Below are 18,145 nucleotides of genomic sequence, written 5' to 3'. Positions count from 1 at the left end.
CATAGAAATTTTAACTTCTTGTTAATAAATGTGTATAGAACTTCACACTTATTCATAAAATAAAAACTTTTAAAAAATATTTTGTTTTTATACACAAACTAGATGACTGTGATAAATAAATTTCTCTTTTTTAAAAAGAATGGGGATAATATTTCTAAAGTATTTTTATTATTTACTTTTTTTCTCTCTTCTTTGTGAACAAAACTGAGGATGAACAAGTATAACTAATAATCCACATTAAACACAGGTTTTAATAAGAAGAATCCCTTTTTAAAATATTTTTAAATTTAGATTTTTTTTTGGAAAAAAATAGTCATAATAATGAATACTTCAATTACAGTGAAATAAAGTATAAATCATTTCATTTTCTGTATAGAAAATAATTATTAATTATTATCTATATAGTATAAATACAAATAAATATTATTAAAATAATAAAACAGAAAATATATGTTTAATAATAATTAAAAATAAAAATTAAGATTATTTAATTTAAAGAAATAAGTTATTTTTTATAGTATTTATTTAATTTCTAAACTTAATCATAATTATTACTTCTACTGTAATTATTATATTAAACACAAATCCAGGCTAACAGAGTAATGCTTGCAGTTTAAAAGAGTTAAGTGTATAATATTTACTTCTTGAATAAGAATGTTTTATTCTTCAAATTCCCCATAAACTCATTGATTTTTTTATTCAGAAACAATTCCCCATCCTAATTAAAGAGAATATTTCATGCAAGAAATGAAACTACAAGAGCTCAAAAGTAAAAATCCGGTTGAACTTGTTACTTTTGCTGAAACATTAGAAGTTGAGAATGCTTCATTAATGCGTAAACAAGAATTAATGTTTGCTATTTTGAAAAAACTCGCTTTGCAAGATGTAGAAATTATTGGGGAAGGTGTTGTTGAAGTTTTACAAGATGGGTTTGGATTTTTGAGATCTGCTGATGCTAATTATCTTCCAGGGCCTGACGATATTTATCTTTCTCCTGCACAGATTCAGTCTTTTTCTTTAAAAACAGGAGACACAGTTGAAGGCCCTATTCGTGGGCCAAAGGAGGGAGAGCGTTATTTTGCTCTTCTTAAGATTAATACAATTAACTTTGAAGATCCTGAAAAAATTCGTTATAAAATTCATTTTGATAATTTAACCCCTCTTTATTCAAATGAACGTTTCCAAATGGAAATGCAGGATTCTACGAATAAGGATATGTCATCACGAGTTGTTGATTTAATATCTCCGTTAGGAAAAGGTCAGCGAGGGTTAATTGTAGCACCTCCTCGAACAGGAAAAACGGTTTTACTACAAAATATTGCTCACTCTATTACAACTAATCACCCTGAATGTTATCTTATTGTTCTTTTGATTGATGAGCGTCCAGAAGAAGTAACGGATATGCAACGTTCTGTAACGGGGGAGGTAATTTCTTCTACCTTTGATGAACCAGCAATACGTCACGTACAAGTAGCTGAAATGGTTATTGAAAAAGCTAAACGCTTAGTTGAATATGGGCGTGATGTTGTTATCCTTCTTGATTCTATTACACGTCTTGGGCGTGCGTATAATACAGTTGTTCCCTCATCAGGTAAGGTTTTAACAGGTGGTGTTGATGCAAACGCTTTACAACGTCCTAAACGTTTTTTTGGTGCAGCACGCAATATTGAAGAAGGTGGGTCTTTAACTATTATCGCAACGGCTTTGATTGATACAGGTAGTCGTATGGATGAAGTTATTTTTGAAGAATTTAAAGGAACAGGTAATTCAGAAATCGTTCTTGATCGTAAAGTTGCTGATAAACGTATTTTCCCAGCTATGGATGTTCTAAAGTCAGGAACACGTAAAGAGGATCTTTTAGTAGCTCGTCAAGATTTACATAAGATTTTTGTACTTCGTCGTATTTTAGCACCTATGAATGTAACAGATGCAATTGAATTTTTAATTGATAAATTGAAACAGACAAAAAATAATAGTGAATTTTTTGATTCAATGAATACTTAGAAACATCATAGTTTTAAAATAGGATTAGTCCTGTGGATACAATCTTTGCGCTTTCAAGTGGATTGTTACCTTCAGGGGTTGCAGTTGTTCGACTTTCTGGTCCTCATGTTGTGAATATTGTTAAAACGCTTTGTGGCTGTTTACCTAAAGCGCGATTTATGCATTATGGGAATCTTATTGCACGTGATGGTAGCTTTTTAGATTCTGCTCTAACTGTTTTTTTTCCTGGCCCTCATAGTTTTACAGGTGAAGATTGCGCAGAATTCCATTTACATGGGGGTAAGGCAGTTGTTAATCGTTTTTTAGATGAATTATCTGCATTTCCTGAGTGCCGTATTGCTGAGGCAGGTGAATTTTCTCGTCGAGCATTTACTGAAGGAAAAATAGATTTAATTCAAGCAGAAGCTCTTGCTGATTTAATAGAGGCAGAAACAGAAGGTCAAAGACGTTTAGCTGTTATAGGTACAAGTGGACATTTAACAAAACTTTATCGTGGTTGGCGTAATGAGCTTATAACAGCACGTGCTTTAATAGAAGCTGAAATTGATTTTTCTGATGAAGACGATATTCCAGATTCTATATCTGATGAAATTTGGGAAAACATGAAAAAACTTAGCTGTTCTCTTTGTGAACATATTGCTGCAGGAGAACGTGCAAATATCTTAACTGATGGATTACGAGTTGTTATTGTAGGTGCTCCAAATTCTGGAAAGTCAAGTATTATTAATCGTTTGGCTGGAAGACCTGTTGCTATTGTAACAGAAGAAGCAGGAACAACTCGTGATGCTTTAGAGATTAGATTAATACTTGGTGGTTTGCCAGTTTTTTTTACAGATACTGCTGGTTTTAGAAAAACAGAAAGTAAAATTGAACAATTAGGTATAGAAACTGCAAAACAACATATTATAGATGCTGATTTAGTTATTCTGGTTGATGATATGAATAATCCTCAAGAAATTCATTTACCAAAAACATCAGCTGAAATATGGCGTGTTGGTAATAAACTTGATCTTTATAAAGGGGATAAAACACCTTGGTCTATACAGTTTTCAGCATTAAGTGGCTTAAATTTTGATCATTTTATAAAGGAAATAGAATCGTTTTGTCTGCGTCGTGTTGCTGAAATTGGTAATGTTGTTTCAGCACAAAAAAGACAACTCCAATTATTAAAAGAAGCTGTTAAAGAAATTGATGCTTCAATAAATCATATTTCTCTTGATTTAAGTTTACGTGCAGAACATCTTCGTCGTGCAAGTGATGCTCTTGGACGAATCACGGGTGATATTAATGTTGAAGATTTACTTGATGTTATTTTTTCACAATTTTGTGTTGGTAAATAAATGATTCACGTGAAACTTTAAGATAGTTTGATATGGAATAAAACAAATGCAATTGTATGATGTTATCGTTGTTGGAGGAGGTCATGCCGGCTGTGAAGCTGCTTCAGCTTCAGCACGTGTTGGAGCAAAAACAGCACTTGTTACGTATCAAATATCAGAACTTGGTACAATGTCATGTAACCCTGCTATTGGCGGACTTGGAAAAGGACATCTCGTCCGTGAAATAGATGCTTTGGGTGGTTTAATGGGGCAAGCTGCAGATGCTGCTGGAATACAATTTCGACTTCTTAACCGGCGTAAAGGACCAGCAGTCAGAGGACCACGCACACAAGCTGATCGACAATTATATAAAAGAGCAATTCAAGGTTTTTTACAAAAACAAGAAAATTTAAAGCTCATTGAAGATGAAGTTATTGATCTGATTGTTGAAAATGATCATGTTTCAGGTGTTTGTTTAAAAAAACAAGGGAATATTTTTTCTAAAGCTGTGGTTTTAACAACAGGTACGTTTCTACGTGGTCTTATTCATATTGGTGATAAAACGTGGCATGCCGGTCGTATGGGTGAACAATCAAGTATGCAACTTGCTGAGCGCTTGAAAGAATATGATATAAAGCTTGGACGATTAAAAACAGGAACTCCCCCTCGCCTTAGTAAAAAAACAATTCGTTGGGATATACTTCCAAAACAACAAGCTGATGAATATCCAGTACCTTTTTCTTTTTTAACAGAGAAAATAGAGCAACCTCAGATTGAATGTGCAATCACACGTACAAATACACAAACACATCAAATTATTAGTGAAAATATACATCGCTCTGCTTTATATTCAGGAGCTATTGAAGGATTGGGACCACGTTATTGTCCTTCAATTGAGGATAAAATTATTAAATTTGGTGAACGAGATGGACATCAAATCTTCTTAGAACCAGAAGGATTAGATAGCGATATTATTTATCCAAATGGTATTTCTACCTCTCTTCCTGAGGATATACAAATTTCTTTTTTGAAGACTATTGAAGGATTAGAAAATATAACGGTTTTACAACCAGGTTACGCTATTGAATATGATTTTGTTGATCCTAAACAACTGACCAGAACCTTGGAATTAAAATCTTTACCAGGATTATTTTTAGCAGGTCAGATTAATGGTACAACAGGATATGAAGAAGCTGCAGCACAAGGACTTTTGGCGGGGCTTAATGCTGCTCGTCAGGTAGGTGGTTTAAAGGAAATTATTTTAAGCCGTTCGATGGCTTATATTGGAGTTATGGTTGATGATTTAGTTTCACGTGGGGTTTGTGAACCTTATAGAATGTTTACATCACGGGCAGAATTTCGTTTATCTTTACGTGCTGATAATGCTGATGCTCGTTTAACTCCTTTAGCACAACAATGGGGTATTATTAGTGATACTCGATGGAACTTATATCAACATAAACAAAAATGTCTTGATCAAGCACGGTCAATTTGTCAAAAACTGTTTTTAACTCCCAATGAAGCATCTGCTCATGGATTACATATAAATCATGATGGAGTTCGGCGATCAGCTTATGATCTTTTATCTTATCCTGGTATGAATATAGAACGTCTTTCATCTTTTTGGCCTCAATTACAATCGATTGATGCTAAAACTGTTGAAACTCTAGAAATTGAAGCACAATATGCAGTTTATTTAGAAAGACAAGCACAAGATATTGCTGTTCTTCAACGAGATGAACGTTTAGAAATTCCAGCTTCTCTTGACATTCAAGCAATTTCTGGGCTTTCAAATGAATTAAAAACAAAAATTCAACAGTCATCACCACGCTCAATTGCTGATGCACAAAAAATTGATGGTATGACACCAGCAGCATTATCATTAATTATTACATCTATTCAGCGTCAAAGACGTGAAAAGGCAAAATCAGCTTAATGACTTTCTTGATAGAACAAAAATATCAGGATCTCTTAAATCTAGTTCCTTCTGTTTCACGTGAAACGGTAGAAAATTTAATGAGATTCGAATCTCTTGTGATTCAATGGAATAAACGTATTAATTTAATATCTACTGCGACAGTACCAGTTTTATGGACGCGTCATATTTTAGATTCTGCTCAGATTTATCCTTTACATAATCAGTGTTTGCATTGGTGTGATTTTGGATCAGGAGGGGGTTTTCCCGCAATTGTTATTGCTATTTTTCTTAAAAATAGAAAAGGAGGACATATTGATTTGGTTGAAAGCAATGGAAAAAAAGTAGCTTTTTTACGAACAGTCATTGCTCATTTGGATCTTCCAGCAACAGTTCATCATTGTAGAATTGAAGATGTATATCAGAAAATAAACAAACCAGAGGTTATAACTGCGAGAGGTTTGGCTTCGCTCGATGTTCTTTTACAACTTTTATCTCCTCTGTTAACGCAAAAAACAATAGCTCTTTTTCAAAAAGGTCGGGATTATATGACAGAAATAAAAAATGCCTCTGCCAATTGGCGTTTTGATCTGCTAAAACATCAAAGTAAAATTGATACAAGTTCTGTTATCTTAGAAATTTCTCATGTTCGATCATGTAAAGGGTAAAGCAAAATGAGCGAAACACGAATTATCGCTATTGCAAACCAAAAAGGTGGGGTGGGTAAGACAACGACAGCTATTAACCTTGCAACAGCTTTGGCAGCTATAGGTGAAAATATTCTTATTATGGATATTGATCCACAAGGTAATGCAAGTACAGGACTTGGAATTGATCGTAATAGTCGTCCTTTATCCTCTTACGATGTTTTAATTTCTGGAATCTCTGTGGTCGATGCTGCTTTAAAAACAGTTGTGCCTAATTTGCATATTGTACCTTCTACACTTGATCTTTTAGGTGTTGAAATGGAAATTGCTTCATCGCAAGATCGTATTCAGCGCTTACGCAAAGCTCTGTGTGATGATCAGATGGTGTCTCAAAAATTCAGTTATATTTTGATTGATTGTCCTCCTTCACTTAATCTTTTAACATTAAATGCTATGGGGGCGGCAGATTCTGTTTTGGTGCCAATGCAATGCGAATTTTTAGCACTTGAGGGTTTAAGCCAATTGCTTGAAACAGTAAAACAAGTACGGTATGCTCTAAATCCATCTTTAGAAATTCAAGGTATTGTTTTAACGATGTACGATGGACGTAATAATCTTTCAAATCAAGTTGTTGAAGATGTACGCTCTTTTATGGGAGAGAAGGTTTACCGTACTGTTATTCCACGTAATGTACGTGTTTCTGAAGCTCCTTCTTTTGGTAAACCGGCATTACTTTATGATCTTAAATGTGCTGGTAGTCAGGCCTATTTACGACTGGCAACAGAGATTATTCAGCGCGAAAAACAAGCAAAAACTGCTGCTTAAAAAGTGTAAGAAAAGTAATTTATTGTGAAGTTAGTTCAAAGAGTAAAATTATGAATGATGATCAATCAAAAAAAAGACTAGGTCGTGGATTGGCAGCATTAATCGGAGATGTCAGTTTAAATAATGATCCTGCACATCTATTAAATTCTGCAAGATTCACAATGAAGTCAAATATGGATTCTATCGTTTCTGAGCGGTTGGTATCTATTGAACTTATTTCACGTAATCCCAATAATCCACGACGTCACTTTACAGATTTAGAACTTGAAAATTTAGCTCAGTCAATTCGTCAACATGGTGTTGTTCAACCTGTTCTTGTAAGGCCTTCACCTCATCATCCCGGTCGGTTTGAATTAATCGCTGGTGAACGGCGGTGGCGTGCTGCACAACGAGCCAATTTAAATCAATTACCCGTTATTATTCGCGATGTAGATGATAAGACAGCTTTAGAATTAGCTATTATTGAGAATATTCAACGTGCTGATCTTAATCCTATTGAAGAGGCAATGGGATATGAAATGTTGCTTAACGAACATGGTTATACTCAGGCAGATTTGGCACAAGTTATTGGAAAAAGCCGAAGTTATGTTACAAATACTCTTCGTTTGTTAAAACTTCCACCAGAAGTACAGAAATTTTTGATTGATGGACAACTTTCCGCTGGTCATGCACGTTGCCTCATTACTGTCAACAATCCACAAGATTTGGCTGAAAAGATTATTCATGAAGGGCTCTCTGTTCGTCAAGCAGAAGTGCTTACACATGAACAGGCAAATCCTAAACTTAAAAAACGAACTTTAATGGAAAAAGATACGGAAACAAAATCTTTAGAAAAATTATTGACTGATATGATCGGAATGAAAGTAGCCATTCGACACGGTAAAGATGGTGGTGATTTAAAAATACATTATTCTTCATTAGAAGAATTAGATGATATTTGTCGGCGTTTACAAAGTTAATCAATAGTCCACAAAAGAGCACGAATTCGGTTAATATGTTTTTGACCAAATTCCAGATTACTTTGAGATAAAGTAATTTTTTCATCAAAATTATCGTTGTCTTCAAGTGCTGATACTGCAGCTAATGTTGCTTGAAGTGCCATAAAACCAATAACATAATCTCTTGGTGTAATATTGTGTTTTTCTAAAACACCAGCAAGTTTTGGTCGACCAGATACAGAAGCAACAAGCCCTTCAATACTATTATCATTTCCAGTACCAGGTGCGTCCGGTTCTGCGGGTAAATTCGCAACTTCTATTTTAATTTGTTCCATTTTTACAAGAAAATTTTCTGTTAAAGGATAGTTCGCAACGATATTTGAGGGAAGAGTAGATGTTATAACAGAATGATAATCTGTTTCATTTGCCATTGTTTTTTGAGCATATGTTGCAAAAGGAGAGAGTAAAATAAAAAACACATACAATGCCAATTTCAACATGGTTAGAACTATTCCCTTCTTTTACAGTTTTTCAGCAACAACTTTCTTTATTTGCTTTTTTGTTGGTAAGATTTTTTTGCAAAGTATTATTCATTCCAGTAATGAAAAGAATTTATAATTTTTCTTGTTCTAAAATCGTTAGTAGAATTATAGCGTTGTTGCATTGTGACAAAAAAGATTTTTCCATTCTTTAGATGATAAGTACGGCTCAGTAATTAATGCAAAAAGAGCGTTAATTTTAATATCTTTATGATTGTGATAAAAAGTATTTTATCAAAGAAGCTAACAAATCTTTCTTTAAATTCTAATATTTATAACGCCTTTTTGAAAGAATATATACCAATGATAAGCTGGTATTATGGATTTCTTTGTCTTTAGAAAATCATTCAATGATAATAGGTATTACTGCTTAAGAATTAGATTTATCCTTTTTTATCAAAGGGGTTGTTGAATATTTCATAATGATAGTTATTTGTGATAGCATAAATATGAGAGTTATGGACATAACACCAAATACTTTAAAACTAGCCCAGAAATTATCACTGAAATTACGCCAAATAACTTCATTTAGAACAGCAAGAAAAACGAAAAAAAATGCCCACCGATAGGTCAGTTTTTGCCATCCTGTATCGTTCATTTTAAGAGTAGAATCAAAAACATAACGCAATAATGGTTTTTTGAACAATAGGCCACCAAAAAGAATAAGCGCAAATAAACTATTGATGATTGTAGGCTTCATTTTGATAAAAGTGTCATTATGAAGCCAGAGAGTTAAAAACCCAAAGACCAGGACGAATATCCCTGAAATAAGTGGCACTATGGGAACTTTGCGCATAATGAACCATGATAAGCTTAAAGCAATAATAATCGCTATCATAAAAACAGCAGTTGCGGGAAAAATAGGCTTGTTAAAGCTTTTAAAGAGTCCAATATTATTAATTAGCCACTGCCCTTTATAATTGGCGAGAAAAAAAACAACCAATGGGCCCATTTCTAAAAGAAGTTTAAGTGTTGGTGAGGATGTTTCTCGGTTGTTGTTGATATTCTTCAAATTTGGATTATTGGATGAATTAGATTTAGAGTGTTTCATGAAGATTTTCCTACAATAGCTTTCGCAAAATCAGAGGCAGAAAAAGGTTCAAGATCCTCAATCTTTTCTCCTATACCGATAAAATAGACGGGTAATTTATATTTATTTGCAATGGCGATTAGAATTCCTCCTCGTGCAGTACCATCAAGTTTTGTCATAACTAAACCATTAACACCAGCAACATTATGGAAAATGTCTACCTGATTGAGTGCATTTTGCCCGGTTGTTGCATCAAGTGTTTGAAGGACTGTGTGGGGTGCTTGAGGATTATGTTTCTTTAAAACACGAATAATTTTTGCTAATTCATCCATTAATTCACTTTTATTTTGTAGGCGTCCAGCGGTGTCGATGATTAAAACATCACTTTCTTCCTTTTTTGCTTTTTCATAAGCATCAAAAGCTAAACTAGCAGCATCTGCACCAAGTTTAGTTGAAATAACATTAGCTCCTGTACGTTCACCCCAAATATGTAATTGTTCAATGGCTGCAGCACGAAATGTATCACCAGCAGCCAACGTGATTTTCAACCCACCTTCTGCTAATTTAGCAGCTAATTTTCCAATAGTTGTTGTTTTTCCTGTTCCATTGACACCTACCAGCAAAATAACATGAGGCTTATGGCTAAGATCAAGTTCCAGCGGGATAGCAACAGGTTCAAGAACTTTTTTGATTTCATCAGCCATGATGGTATAAAGATCATCTAGAGATAAATCTTTCTCGTAACGGCTGGATGCTAAGATATCAGTAATGCGTGTGGCTGTCTCTACACCAAGATCCGCTTGGATAAGAATATTTTCTAATTCTTGCAATGTGTCTTCATCAAGTTTCTTTTTGATAAAAAGTGCACCAAGGGAATCACTTAATTGCTGAGAAGAAAGAGATAATCCTTTTTTAAGACGCTCAAACCATGCCTCTTTTTGTTCAATAGGCAAGGAAGGTAAATGTTCTTCGATTGTCTTTTCTTTAATTGTGTCAGTGACAATCACTTTTCCAGAAAGAGATTCAAAAGATGAAGATTCACTGTTTTGTATTGGTGTTTCCCTTTGTTTTTCTTTTTCAATATGGGTATTTTCAGATGCAGAAGCGTGATTACTCTTTGTGTTTTGTTCAGCTGTATCAGCTGTAGAAGTTTCATGAAGGGCAGGAGCTTGTTTTTGTTTGATAGTTTGCTCTTTAGATTTACGGAAAGAGAATATTTTTTTAATAAAAGACTGTGTCATAAGAGCTTTCCTATTCAAGCTGCATTCCATTTAATATGTTCAGCAATTAATTTATTACCATCATGGCCAATAATAAGGGCTTTAATGATTGTTCCAGCTTTAGTACCTTTAATATGTGTGAGTGTGTAATCTTCAGTTCGTCCAATTTCATCTTTTTCAACAAGGATTATTTGTTGAGTGTTTTTTGAATGAGAAAGATGTTTTTGATAGGCTTTTTTTCCTGCATTACGGAGCTTTTCTGCACGAGTTTTTATTATTTCGCGGTTAACTTGAGGCATACGGGCAGCAGGTGTTCCTTCTCTTGGGCTAAAGGGAAAAACATGAAGATGCGTTAAATTACATTCATCAATCAAAGCTAAACTGTTTTGAAACATTTCTTCTGTTTCGGTTGGAAAACCAGCAATTAGATCGGCACCATAAACCATTGTGGGGCGTTTAGCACGTAAGTCTTGACAAAACTGGATTGCGTTTTCACGCAAATGTCGCCGTTTCATTCGTTTTAGAATCATATTACTACCAGCTTGTAAAGATAAATGCAGGTAGGGCATTATTCTTTTTTCATAAGCTAGGAGATCGATTAATTCTTGATCTATTTCAATAGAATCGATTGATGAAAGACGTAGTCGTGGTAAATCAGGGACATGATGCAAGATGGCTGAAACTAATTTTCCTAACGAAGCTTTTCCTGGCAAATCGGCACCATAACTTGTAAGGTCAACACCTGTGAGGACTATTTCTTGAACACCATTGCCTATAAACTTTTTAATTTGTTCAATGATAGTACCCATAGGAACTGAGCGTGATGGCCCACGGCTATAAGGAATAATGCAAAATGTACAGCGATGATCGCATCCATTTTGCACTTGTACAAAAACACGCGTACGGCCTTCTATTGCACCAACCATGTGTGGGGCAATGTTGCGCACCTCCATAATATCATTAACACGCAATTTTTCATCGTGATTTATGCCAAAATCAGGAAATTGACGATAGGAATGAGTATGGAGTTTTTCTTCATTCCCTAAAACAAGATCCACTTCTGTCATAAGAGCAAAATTTTCTGCTTCTGTTTGAGCTGCGCATCCTGTAACGACAATACGGGCATGAGGATTTTCACGTTTAGCTTTACGGATAGCCTGTTTTGCTTGTCGTACCGCTTCAGCAGTGACAGCACAAGTGTTAAAGATAATGGCATCACCTTTGAGCTTATCAAGACCAGCAGAAGCACTTTTTTCACGAATGACTTCTGATTCATAACTATTAAGTCGACAACCAAATGTTACAATTTTTATAGCCATCAGGAATAATCCTTTTCATAAGCTCCTGTTAGGGGATCAAAAAGACCGTTGAATTCATATTCTGCCTGGCCTGTCATGACAATATGGTTATCTTCTCGATAATGAATAGCAAGTGTTCCTCCTGGTAGATTTACATCAATATGGCGTTCAGTTAATCCACGTCGGTAAGCGGCTACAGCACTAGCGCAAGCAGCGCTCCCACATGCTTTTGTTAATCCAGCTCCCCGCTCCCATGTGCGTAAGGTTAGACTTTTTTGTGATGTTATAAAAGCAATAGAGATATTACACCGTTCTGGAAAAAGTGGGTCATGTTCAAGCTTTGGTCCATATTTTTCTAATGGAATAGATTGAATATTGTGATCGACGAAAAAAATAGCATGCAGATTTCCGACAGATACAAGACAGGCATCCTGTAGAGGGCCGGCAGTTATTTTTACGTGATTAGTATCGGATATTTCGCGTGAAACAGGCATATCTTTTGCATTAAGATGTGGACACCCCATATCAACGCAAATAAGACCATTACTTTGGCGTTCACCTTCAACAACTCCGGCAGGTGTTTCTAATCGAAAGCTTTTATTAAGGGTGTGATTTGAAAGCCATTCGATAACACAACGTGTACCATTACCGCAGGCTTTTGCTATTGAACCATCAGCATTCCATATTTCGATGCGAAAGTCTGTATCATTTTGAATTGGTGGATGAATAGCCATAATTTGATCAAAATGTGTTTGGGGATCTACAGCTAGGGTAAAAATTGCTTGTGGTGTGATATTATGTGCGCTTTCACGCATATCAGCAACAATGATTTGATTTCCAAGACCATTCATTTTGCTGAAAGGTATCTTCATAAGGTTTCTCTATTTTGAGTGGTAAATGATAAGCACAATAAGGCAATATATGACTGAAAATCTTTCAGATTACTAGTATTTGTTCAAGATAAAACTAAATAAGAAGAGGCATTATTATTCGAGATTGATGATTTTCATCGCACTTCCATGTTTTTTGCCTTTATTTCACGAGTTTTTTTTATTTATTAATTTATCTTAATATAATGGTACATATAAATGGTAGTACATATAAGGGTGCTTTCACGTCTTTTGAGTACGTCTATTTATTATTATTTATGGAAGGCTATTATTATGGGAAGGAGTGAAATATGATCTTTTCAAGAATTTCAGTTTTCATTGCACTATCAGCTATAACTATTTTAAGTGGTTGTTCAACATCCCGATTTGGGAATAATGGTAACACACGAGAGGTTATTTATCCTGTTCAGCAGATGTCGGAATCTGTAACAGAATCTGATCTTACAGAAATTGAAACGTCTGTTTCTTCAATAAGTGAGAGTGAATATCCTAGTAGTGAAATACAAGAAGCGAGTATTGAGCTACCAGGTAATACTGTTGATTTATTTCCTGCCAGTATTGCTGGTGTGTGGAATTTGTCTGTAAACGGTAAAGTTTGCCGAGTTGCAACCCCACAGACAAAATTTGGTCAAGGGTACCGTGCTGGTCCTTTACTTTGTCCAAAAATATTTTCTGGAGTTAAATCATGGGCTATCAAGGGAAAGAGATTATATTTCTATGATGACTCAGGGCACGCTGTAGCTGCTTTTTATTCCACCAATGGGAATTATTTTGAGGGGCGTACATTTGATAACCAGCCAGTTTTTTTAAGCCGTTGATAAAAAAGAAAGATTATTCATAAATATGTGTGTGGATTTTTCTTTTACTGAAAATGATTTGCAAAGGGGATGCTTGGATGGTTTTAGTTTCGACGCGCTATGAAAGTTTAGTTTCCAAAGGAGAAATTAATTCGGATCCAGCTCAATTAGCTTTAATAAAATATTTTGATTGTTTGCTGCAGGAAATTTTGGCACAAAATACTTTTCAGTCTTGGGCATTTTGGCGTCGCTTTAAAAGAAAAAAACAACCCTGTTTACGTGTTTTAGAACAAAATGATAATCATGGTCGTATTCAGGGGCTATATATTTATGGTGAAGTAGGGCGTGGCAAAACCATGTTAATGGATTTGTTTTTCTCTTGTTTACCGCAAGGCAGTAAAAAACGCGCCCATTTCAATGATTTTATGGCTGATGTCCATGAACGTATCAAAATACATCGTCAGATGCTTAAAGGCACAAAAACTAAACAAGATGATCCTATTTTAGCTGTTGCAAAAGATCTTGCACAAGAAGCGCGCGTGCTTTGTTTTGATGAATTTAGTGTAACAGATATTGCAGATGCTATGGTACTCTACCGCCTTATTACGGCTTTGTTTGATCATGGGGTTATTTTCGTTGCCACTTCGAATGTTGCTCCTGATGATCTTTATCGTAATGGTTTGAATCGAGAGCTTTTTTTGCCTTTTATTCAAATTTTAAAGACCCATGTTAACGTTGTTAATCTTGATGCAAAAACAGATTATCGTCTTGAAAAGTCAGATCTACACCATGTGTATGTAACACCGTTAGGGCCTGCGGCAGATGCAAGCATGAATCAGGCATGGGAGTTTGTGCTGCAGGGTCAAAAAGAAATGTCTGATACTCTATCTGTAAGGGGGCGCTTTATTCATATTGCACGTTCTGGTGCAGGGTGTGTGCGCTTTGATTATCAAGATCTGTGTGCAAAGCCTTTGGCAGCAGCTGAGTATTTAGCGTTAGGAGAGCGTTATCATACAGTTTTTATTGATAATGTTCCGGTGATGGATGATACACATCGTAATGAAACAAAACGGTTTATTTTGCTTATTGATACCCTTTATGAACGCCACATAAGACTGTTTATGTCAATGGCAGCAGGGCTTGAAGATTTATATCAAGGGTACTGGCAAACAACAGAAACATTTGAGTTTCAAAGAATACAATCACGTCTTTTTGAAATGCAAAGCCAAGACTATCTAGATATTTGGAAAAAACAGTTTTTGGATAAAATAAAATGATTATTACTTTGTCTTTAGATAAACTATAAAAATAATAGTTCTTTGAATTTAAAAGTATTGTAATAATCTATTGTATTTTTTTAAGATTCATCTTATCGGTAAATGCAGTAAATTTCTAATTTTTGATTTATAGAGGGATTTTATGTCAATGAAGAGAGAAATGTGATTAATTTCATACTTTCCCATTTTTGATAAATTTAGGGGAAATATTCAATCTTATTGGCGCTGAGAATTTTGCGCTTAGTTATCTGATAAAAATTGAGAAAGAAAAAATGGCACGAAAGAAAATAGCTCTTATTGGCTCCGGTATGATTGGGGGTACTTTAGCACATATGATTGGGCTTAAAGAACTTGGTGATGTCGTCTTGTTTGATATTATGGAGGGAATGCCGCAGGGTAAAGCTCTCGATATAGCTGAATCTTCACCGGTTGATGGTTTTGATGTCAATTTAACAGGTTCTAATGCTTATGAGGCAATTGAAGGAGCTGATGTTATTATTGTAACTGCAGGTGTTGCGCGCAAGCCTGGTATGAGTCGTGATGACCTTTTAGGGATTAATCTAAAAGTTATGGAACAGGTTGGTGCAGGAATTAAAAAATATGCACCTTCAGCGTTTGTTATCTGTATTACAAATCCTCTTGATGTGATGGTTTGGGCGTTACAGAAATTTTCAGGTCTTCCGGTGCAAAAAGTTGTTGGTATGGCCGGTGTTCTTGATTCGGCGCGGTTTCGTTATTTCTTGTCTGAAGAATTTAACGTTTCTGTTAAAGATATAACAGCGTTTGTTTTAGGGGGGCATGGTGATTCGATGGTGCCTTTGGTGCGCTATTCAACTGTTGGTGGTATTCCTTTGCCTGATCTTGTTAAGATGGGTTGGACAACTCAAGAAAAACTTGATCAAATTGTTCAACGTACGCGTGATGGTGGTGCGGAAATTGTAAGTTTGCTCAAAACAGGTTCTGCTTTTTATGCACCAGCTTCTTCTGCCGTTTCTATGGCTGAAGCTTATTTGAAAGATACTAAGCGTGTTGTTCCTGTTGCTGCTTATCTTTCAGGTGAATATGGCATCAAAGATATGTATGTTGGTGTTCCTGTTGTTGTTGGTGCTGGTGGTGTTGAAAGAGTGGTTGAAATTGATCTTAATAGGGATGAAAAAGATGCTTTCGAAAAGTCAGTCGACGCAGTGCAAAGGCTCTGTGAGGCTTGCGTTTCTATTGCGCCTAATCTTAAAAAATAAAGCTCAATTCTACGCTTAAATAATAAGATGCTTTAAGTGTTTGAGAGTTGATTTAGTGGTCCATAAAAGAAAAGGGAAAACGAATGAATATTCATGAGTATCAAGCCAAACGTATACTTCACGAATATGGTGCACCAATTGCAAACGGTGTGGCTGTTTATTCTGTAGAACAAGCTGAAAAGTGGGCGAAAAAATTACCGGGACCACTTTACGTGGTAAAAAGTCAAATTCACGCTGGAGGTCGTGGTAAAGGGAAGTTCAAAGAACTTGGCCCTGACGCAAAGGGTGGTGTTCGGCTTGCACAATCGGTTGAAGAAGTTGTTGCTAATGTAAAAGAAATGCTTGGTAAAACTTTAGTAACCAAACAAACAGGTGCAGAAGGTAAGCAGGTTAACCGCCTTTATATTGAAGATGGTGCTGACATTGAAAGAGAGCTTTACCTTTCACTTTTAGTTGATCGTACGGTTGGTCAGGTTGTTTTTGTCGTGTCAACAGAAGGGGCATGGACATTGAGACGGTTGCTGAAGAAACACCCGAAAAGATACTCACTCTTCCTATTGAGAGTGCAAAGGGTGTTACCTCTGTAGATTGTACAAAGCTTTGTGATGCATTAGATTTGCGTGATAGTGCGCGTGAAGATGGCGAAAAACTCTTTCCTATTCTTTATAAAGCTTTTTGTGAAAAGGATATGAGTCTTCTTGAAATCAATCCGCTTATTGTTATGAAAGATGGTCATTTGCGCGTTCTTGATGCGAAAGTTTCTTTTGATAATAATGCTTTGTTTCGTCATCCAGATATTTTAGAGTTACGTGATATTTCAGAAGAGGATCCAAAAGAGATCGAAGCATCGAAACATGACCTTGCTTATATCGCTCTTGATGGTACGATTGGCTGCATGGTAAATGGTGCGGGTCTTGCTATGGCAACGATGGATATCATCAAGCTTTATGGAGCTGAGCCAGCCAATTTCCTTGATGTTGGTGGTGGTGCTTCAAAAGAAAAGGTTACTTCTGCTTTTAAAATTATTACCGCTGATCCGAATGTTAAAGGCATTTTGGTCAATATTTTTGGTGGAATTATGCGTTGTGATGTTATTGCTGAAGGTGTCGTTGCTGCTGTTAAGGATGTTGGTTTGAAAGTTCCTTTAGTTGTTCGTCTTGAAGGCACCAATGTTGAGCGCGGTAAAGAAATTATCGATAATAGTGGTTTGAATGTTATTTCTGCTGATGATTTAGATGATGCTGCTCAGAAAATTGTTACAGCCGTGAAGGAAGCTTAAGTTATGTCGATTCTTGTCAATAAAAATACAAAAGTTTTAGTTCAAGGGCTTACAGGGAAAACGGGAACGTTTCACACAGAACAGGCACTTGCTTATCATGGTACGCAAATGGTTGGCGGTATTAACCCTAAAAAAGGGGGTGAAACGTGGGAAGGGTCAAAAGGAGAAACTCTCCCTATTTTTGCCAGTGTTGCAGAGGGTAAAGAAAAAACGGGTGCTGATGCTTCTGTTATTTATGTGCCACCTGCAGGTGCTGCAGCAGCTATTATAGAGGCTATAGAGGCTGAGATCGGTTTAATTGTCTGTATTACAGAAGGCATACCGGTTATGGATATGGTTGAAGTTAAGGCTAAATTAGAACAATCACAATCACGCTTAATTGGCCCTAATTGTCCTGGTATTCTCACGCCTAATGAATGTAAGATTGGTATTATGCCCGGTTCTATTTTTAAGAAGGGTTCTGTTGGTATTGTTTCACGGTCGGGAACTTTAACCTATGAAGCAGTGTTTCAAACGAGTCGTGAAGATCTTGGGCAGACAACTGCTATTGGTATTGGAGGTGATCCTGTTAAGGGGACTGAATTTATCGATGTATTGGAAATGTTTTTGGCTGATGATGAAACCGAGTCTATTGTTATGATCGGAGAAATTGGTGGTTCCGCTGAAGAAGAAGCGGCACAATTTATCAAAGACGAAGCCAAAAAAGGCCGTAAAAAACCGATGGTTGGTTTTATTGCTGGTCGTACAGCCCCTCCAGGGCGTACAATGGGGCATGCTGGAGCGGTGATTTCTGGTGGTAAAGGTGGTGCAGAAGATAAGATTTCTGCAATGGAATCTGCTGGAATTCGTGTTTCTCCTTCACCGTCACAAATTGGTAAGACTTTGGTTTCAGTTTTGAAGGGATAAAAGAAGGTTTTATCTGGGTGAGT

Annotated in this window: 15 protein-coding genes and 1 pseudogene; 11 read left to right on the top strand and 5 right to left on the bottom strand. The window is 35.9% G+C overall.

The window, feature by feature from the left end; translation table 11 throughout:
* Window positions 1-738: 738 nt before the first annotated feature.
* The 6 genes from rho to BscR1v2_RS07480 are packed head-to-tail and all read left to right on the top strand — an operon-like array spanning window position 739 to window position 7,669.
* Window positions 739-2,004, top strand: coding sequence for a transcription termination factor Rho (gene rho / locus BscR1v2_RS07505; protein WP_007476302.1), 1,266 nt, complete (start codon window positions 739-741; stop codon window positions 2,002-2,004).
* A gap of 32 nt (window positions 2,005-2,036) precedes the next feature.
* A complete protein-coding gene (gene mnmE, locus BscR1v2_RS07500) occupies window positions 2,037-3,344 on the top strand; it encodes a tRNA uridine-5-carboxymethylaminomethyl(34) synthesis GTPase MnmE (RefSeq protein ID WP_078690272.1) in 1,308 nt (435 codons plus the stop codon).
* A 46-nt stretch (window positions 3,345-3,390) separates the two neighbouring features.
* Window positions 3,391-5,259, top strand: a complete 1,869-nt coding sequence (gene mnmG, locus BscR1v2_RS07495) for a tRNA uridine-5-carboxymethylaminomethyl(34) synthesis enzyme MnmG (RefSeq protein WP_078690271.1) — start codon at window positions 3,391-3,393, stop codon at window positions 5,257-5,259.
* Window positions 5,259-5,906 carry a 16S rRNA (guanine(527)-N(7))-methyltransferase RsmG gene (gene rsmG / locus BscR1v2_RS07490; protein ID WP_078690270.1) on the top strand — a complete coding sequence of 216 codons (648 nt, stop codon included), beginning with the start codon at window positions 5,259-5,261 and terminating at the stop codon, window positions 5,904-5,906. The genes mnmG and rsmG overlap by 1 nt, the downstream gene beginning before the upstream one ends.
* A gap of 6 nt (window positions 5,907-5,912) precedes the next feature.
* Window positions 5,913-6,710, top strand: coding sequence for a ParA family protein (locus BscR1v2_RS07485; protein ID WP_078690269.1), 798 nt, complete (start codon window positions 5,913-5,915; stop codon window positions 6,708-6,710).
* Window positions 6,711-6,760: 50 nt separating this feature from the next.
* Window positions 6,761-7,669, top strand: coding sequence for a ParB/RepB/Spo0J family partition protein (locus BscR1v2_RS07480; protein ID WP_078690268.1), 909 nt, complete (start codon window positions 6,761-6,763; stop codon window positions 7,667-7,669).
* Here BscR1v2_RS07480 and BscR1v2_RS07475 read toward each other — a convergent pair.
* The 5 genes from BscR1v2_RS07475 to dapF form a co-directional block, all read right to left on the bottom strand.
* Window positions 7,666-8,127 carry a hypothetical protein gene (locus tag BscR1v2_RS07475; protein ID WP_236829002.1) on the bottom strand — a complete coding sequence of 154 codons (462 nt, stop codon included), beginning with the start codon at window positions 8,125-8,127 and terminating at the stop codon, window positions 7,666-7,668. The two genes, BscR1v2_RS07480 and BscR1v2_RS07475, sit on opposite strands and share 4 nt — an antisense overlap.
* A gap of 430 nt (window positions 8,128-8,557) precedes the next feature.
* Window positions 8,558-9,238, bottom strand: a complete 681-nt coding sequence (locus tag BscR1v2_RS07470) for a septation protein A (RefSeq protein WP_078690266.1) — start codon at window positions 9,236-9,238, stop codon at window positions 8,558-8,560.
* Complete coding sequence (ftsY, locus tag BscR1v2_RS07465; protein WP_078690347.1) at window positions 9,235-10,458, bottom strand: signal recognition particle-docking protein FtsY; 1,224 nt, start codon at window positions 10,456-10,458, stop codon at window positions 9,235-9,237. The genes BscR1v2_RS07470 and ftsY overlap by 4 nt, the downstream gene beginning before the upstream one ends.
* Window positions 10,459-10,472: 14 nt before the next feature.
* Complete coding sequence (gene mtaB / locus BscR1v2_RS07460) at window positions 10,473-11,756, bottom strand: tRNA (N(6)-L-threonylcarbamoyladenosine(37)-C(2))-methylthiotransferase MtaB (protein WP_078690265.1); 1,284 nt, start codon at window positions 11,754-11,756, stop codon at window positions 10,473-10,475.
* Complete coding sequence (dapF, locus tag BscR1v2_RS07455) at window positions 11,756-12,607, bottom strand: diaminopimelate epimerase (RefSeq protein WP_078690264.1); 852 nt, start codon at window positions 12,605-12,607, stop codon at window positions 11,756-11,758. Before dapF ends, mtaB begins: the two co-directional genes overlap by 1 nt.
* A gap of 308 nt (window positions 12,608-12,915) precedes the next feature.
* On the opposite strand from dapF, the gene BscR1v2_RS07450 reads away from it, so the two are divergent.
* From BscR1v2_RS07450 to sucD, 5 genes and pseudogenes are all read left to right on the top strand, one after another.
* Window positions 12,916-13,443 (top strand): AprI/Inh family metalloprotease inhibitor, encoded by a 528-nt coding sequence (locus tag BscR1v2_RS07450; protein WP_078690263.1) that lies wholly within the window; start codon window positions 12,916-12,918, stop codon window positions 13,441-13,443.
* Window positions 13,444-13,520: 77 nt separating this feature from the next.
* Window positions 13,521-14,699: a cell division protein ZapE gene (gene zapE / locus BscR1v2_RS07445; protein WP_078690262.1), complete on the top strand. Its 1,179-nt coding sequence runs from the start codon at window positions 13,521-13,523 to the stop codon at window positions 14,697-14,699.
* Window positions 14,700-14,971: 272 nt separating this feature from the next.
* Window positions 14,972-15,937 (top strand): malate dehydrogenase, encoded by a 966-nt coding sequence (gene mdh, locus BscR1v2_RS07440; protein ID WP_078690346.1) that lies wholly within the window; start codon window positions 14,972-14,974, stop codon window positions 15,935-15,937.
* A gap of 83 nt (window positions 15,938-16,020) precedes the next feature.
* A pseudogene (gene sucC, locus BscR1v2_RS07435) lies at window positions 16,021-17,150 on the top strand (ADP-forming succinate--CoA ligase subunit beta); the annotation flags it as partial.
* Between the two features lie 69 nt (window positions 17,151-17,219).
* Window positions 17,220-18,122, top strand: a complete 903-nt coding sequence (gene sucD, locus BscR1v2_RS07430) for a succinate--CoA ligase subunit alpha (RefSeq protein WP_010704443.1) — start codon at window positions 17,220-17,222, stop codon at window positions 18,120-18,122.
* Window positions 18,123-18,145 lie beyond the last annotated feature (23 nt).

This window comes from Bartonella schoenbuchensis R1, assembly GCF_002022685.1.
Taxonomy (GTDB): Bacteria; Pseudomonadota; Alphaproteobacteria; order Rhizobiales; family Rhizobiaceae; genus Bartonella; species Bartonella schoenbuchensis.
Note: the sequence above shows the minus strand (reverse complement) of the source record. Positions and strands in the feature narration are given on the sequence as shown.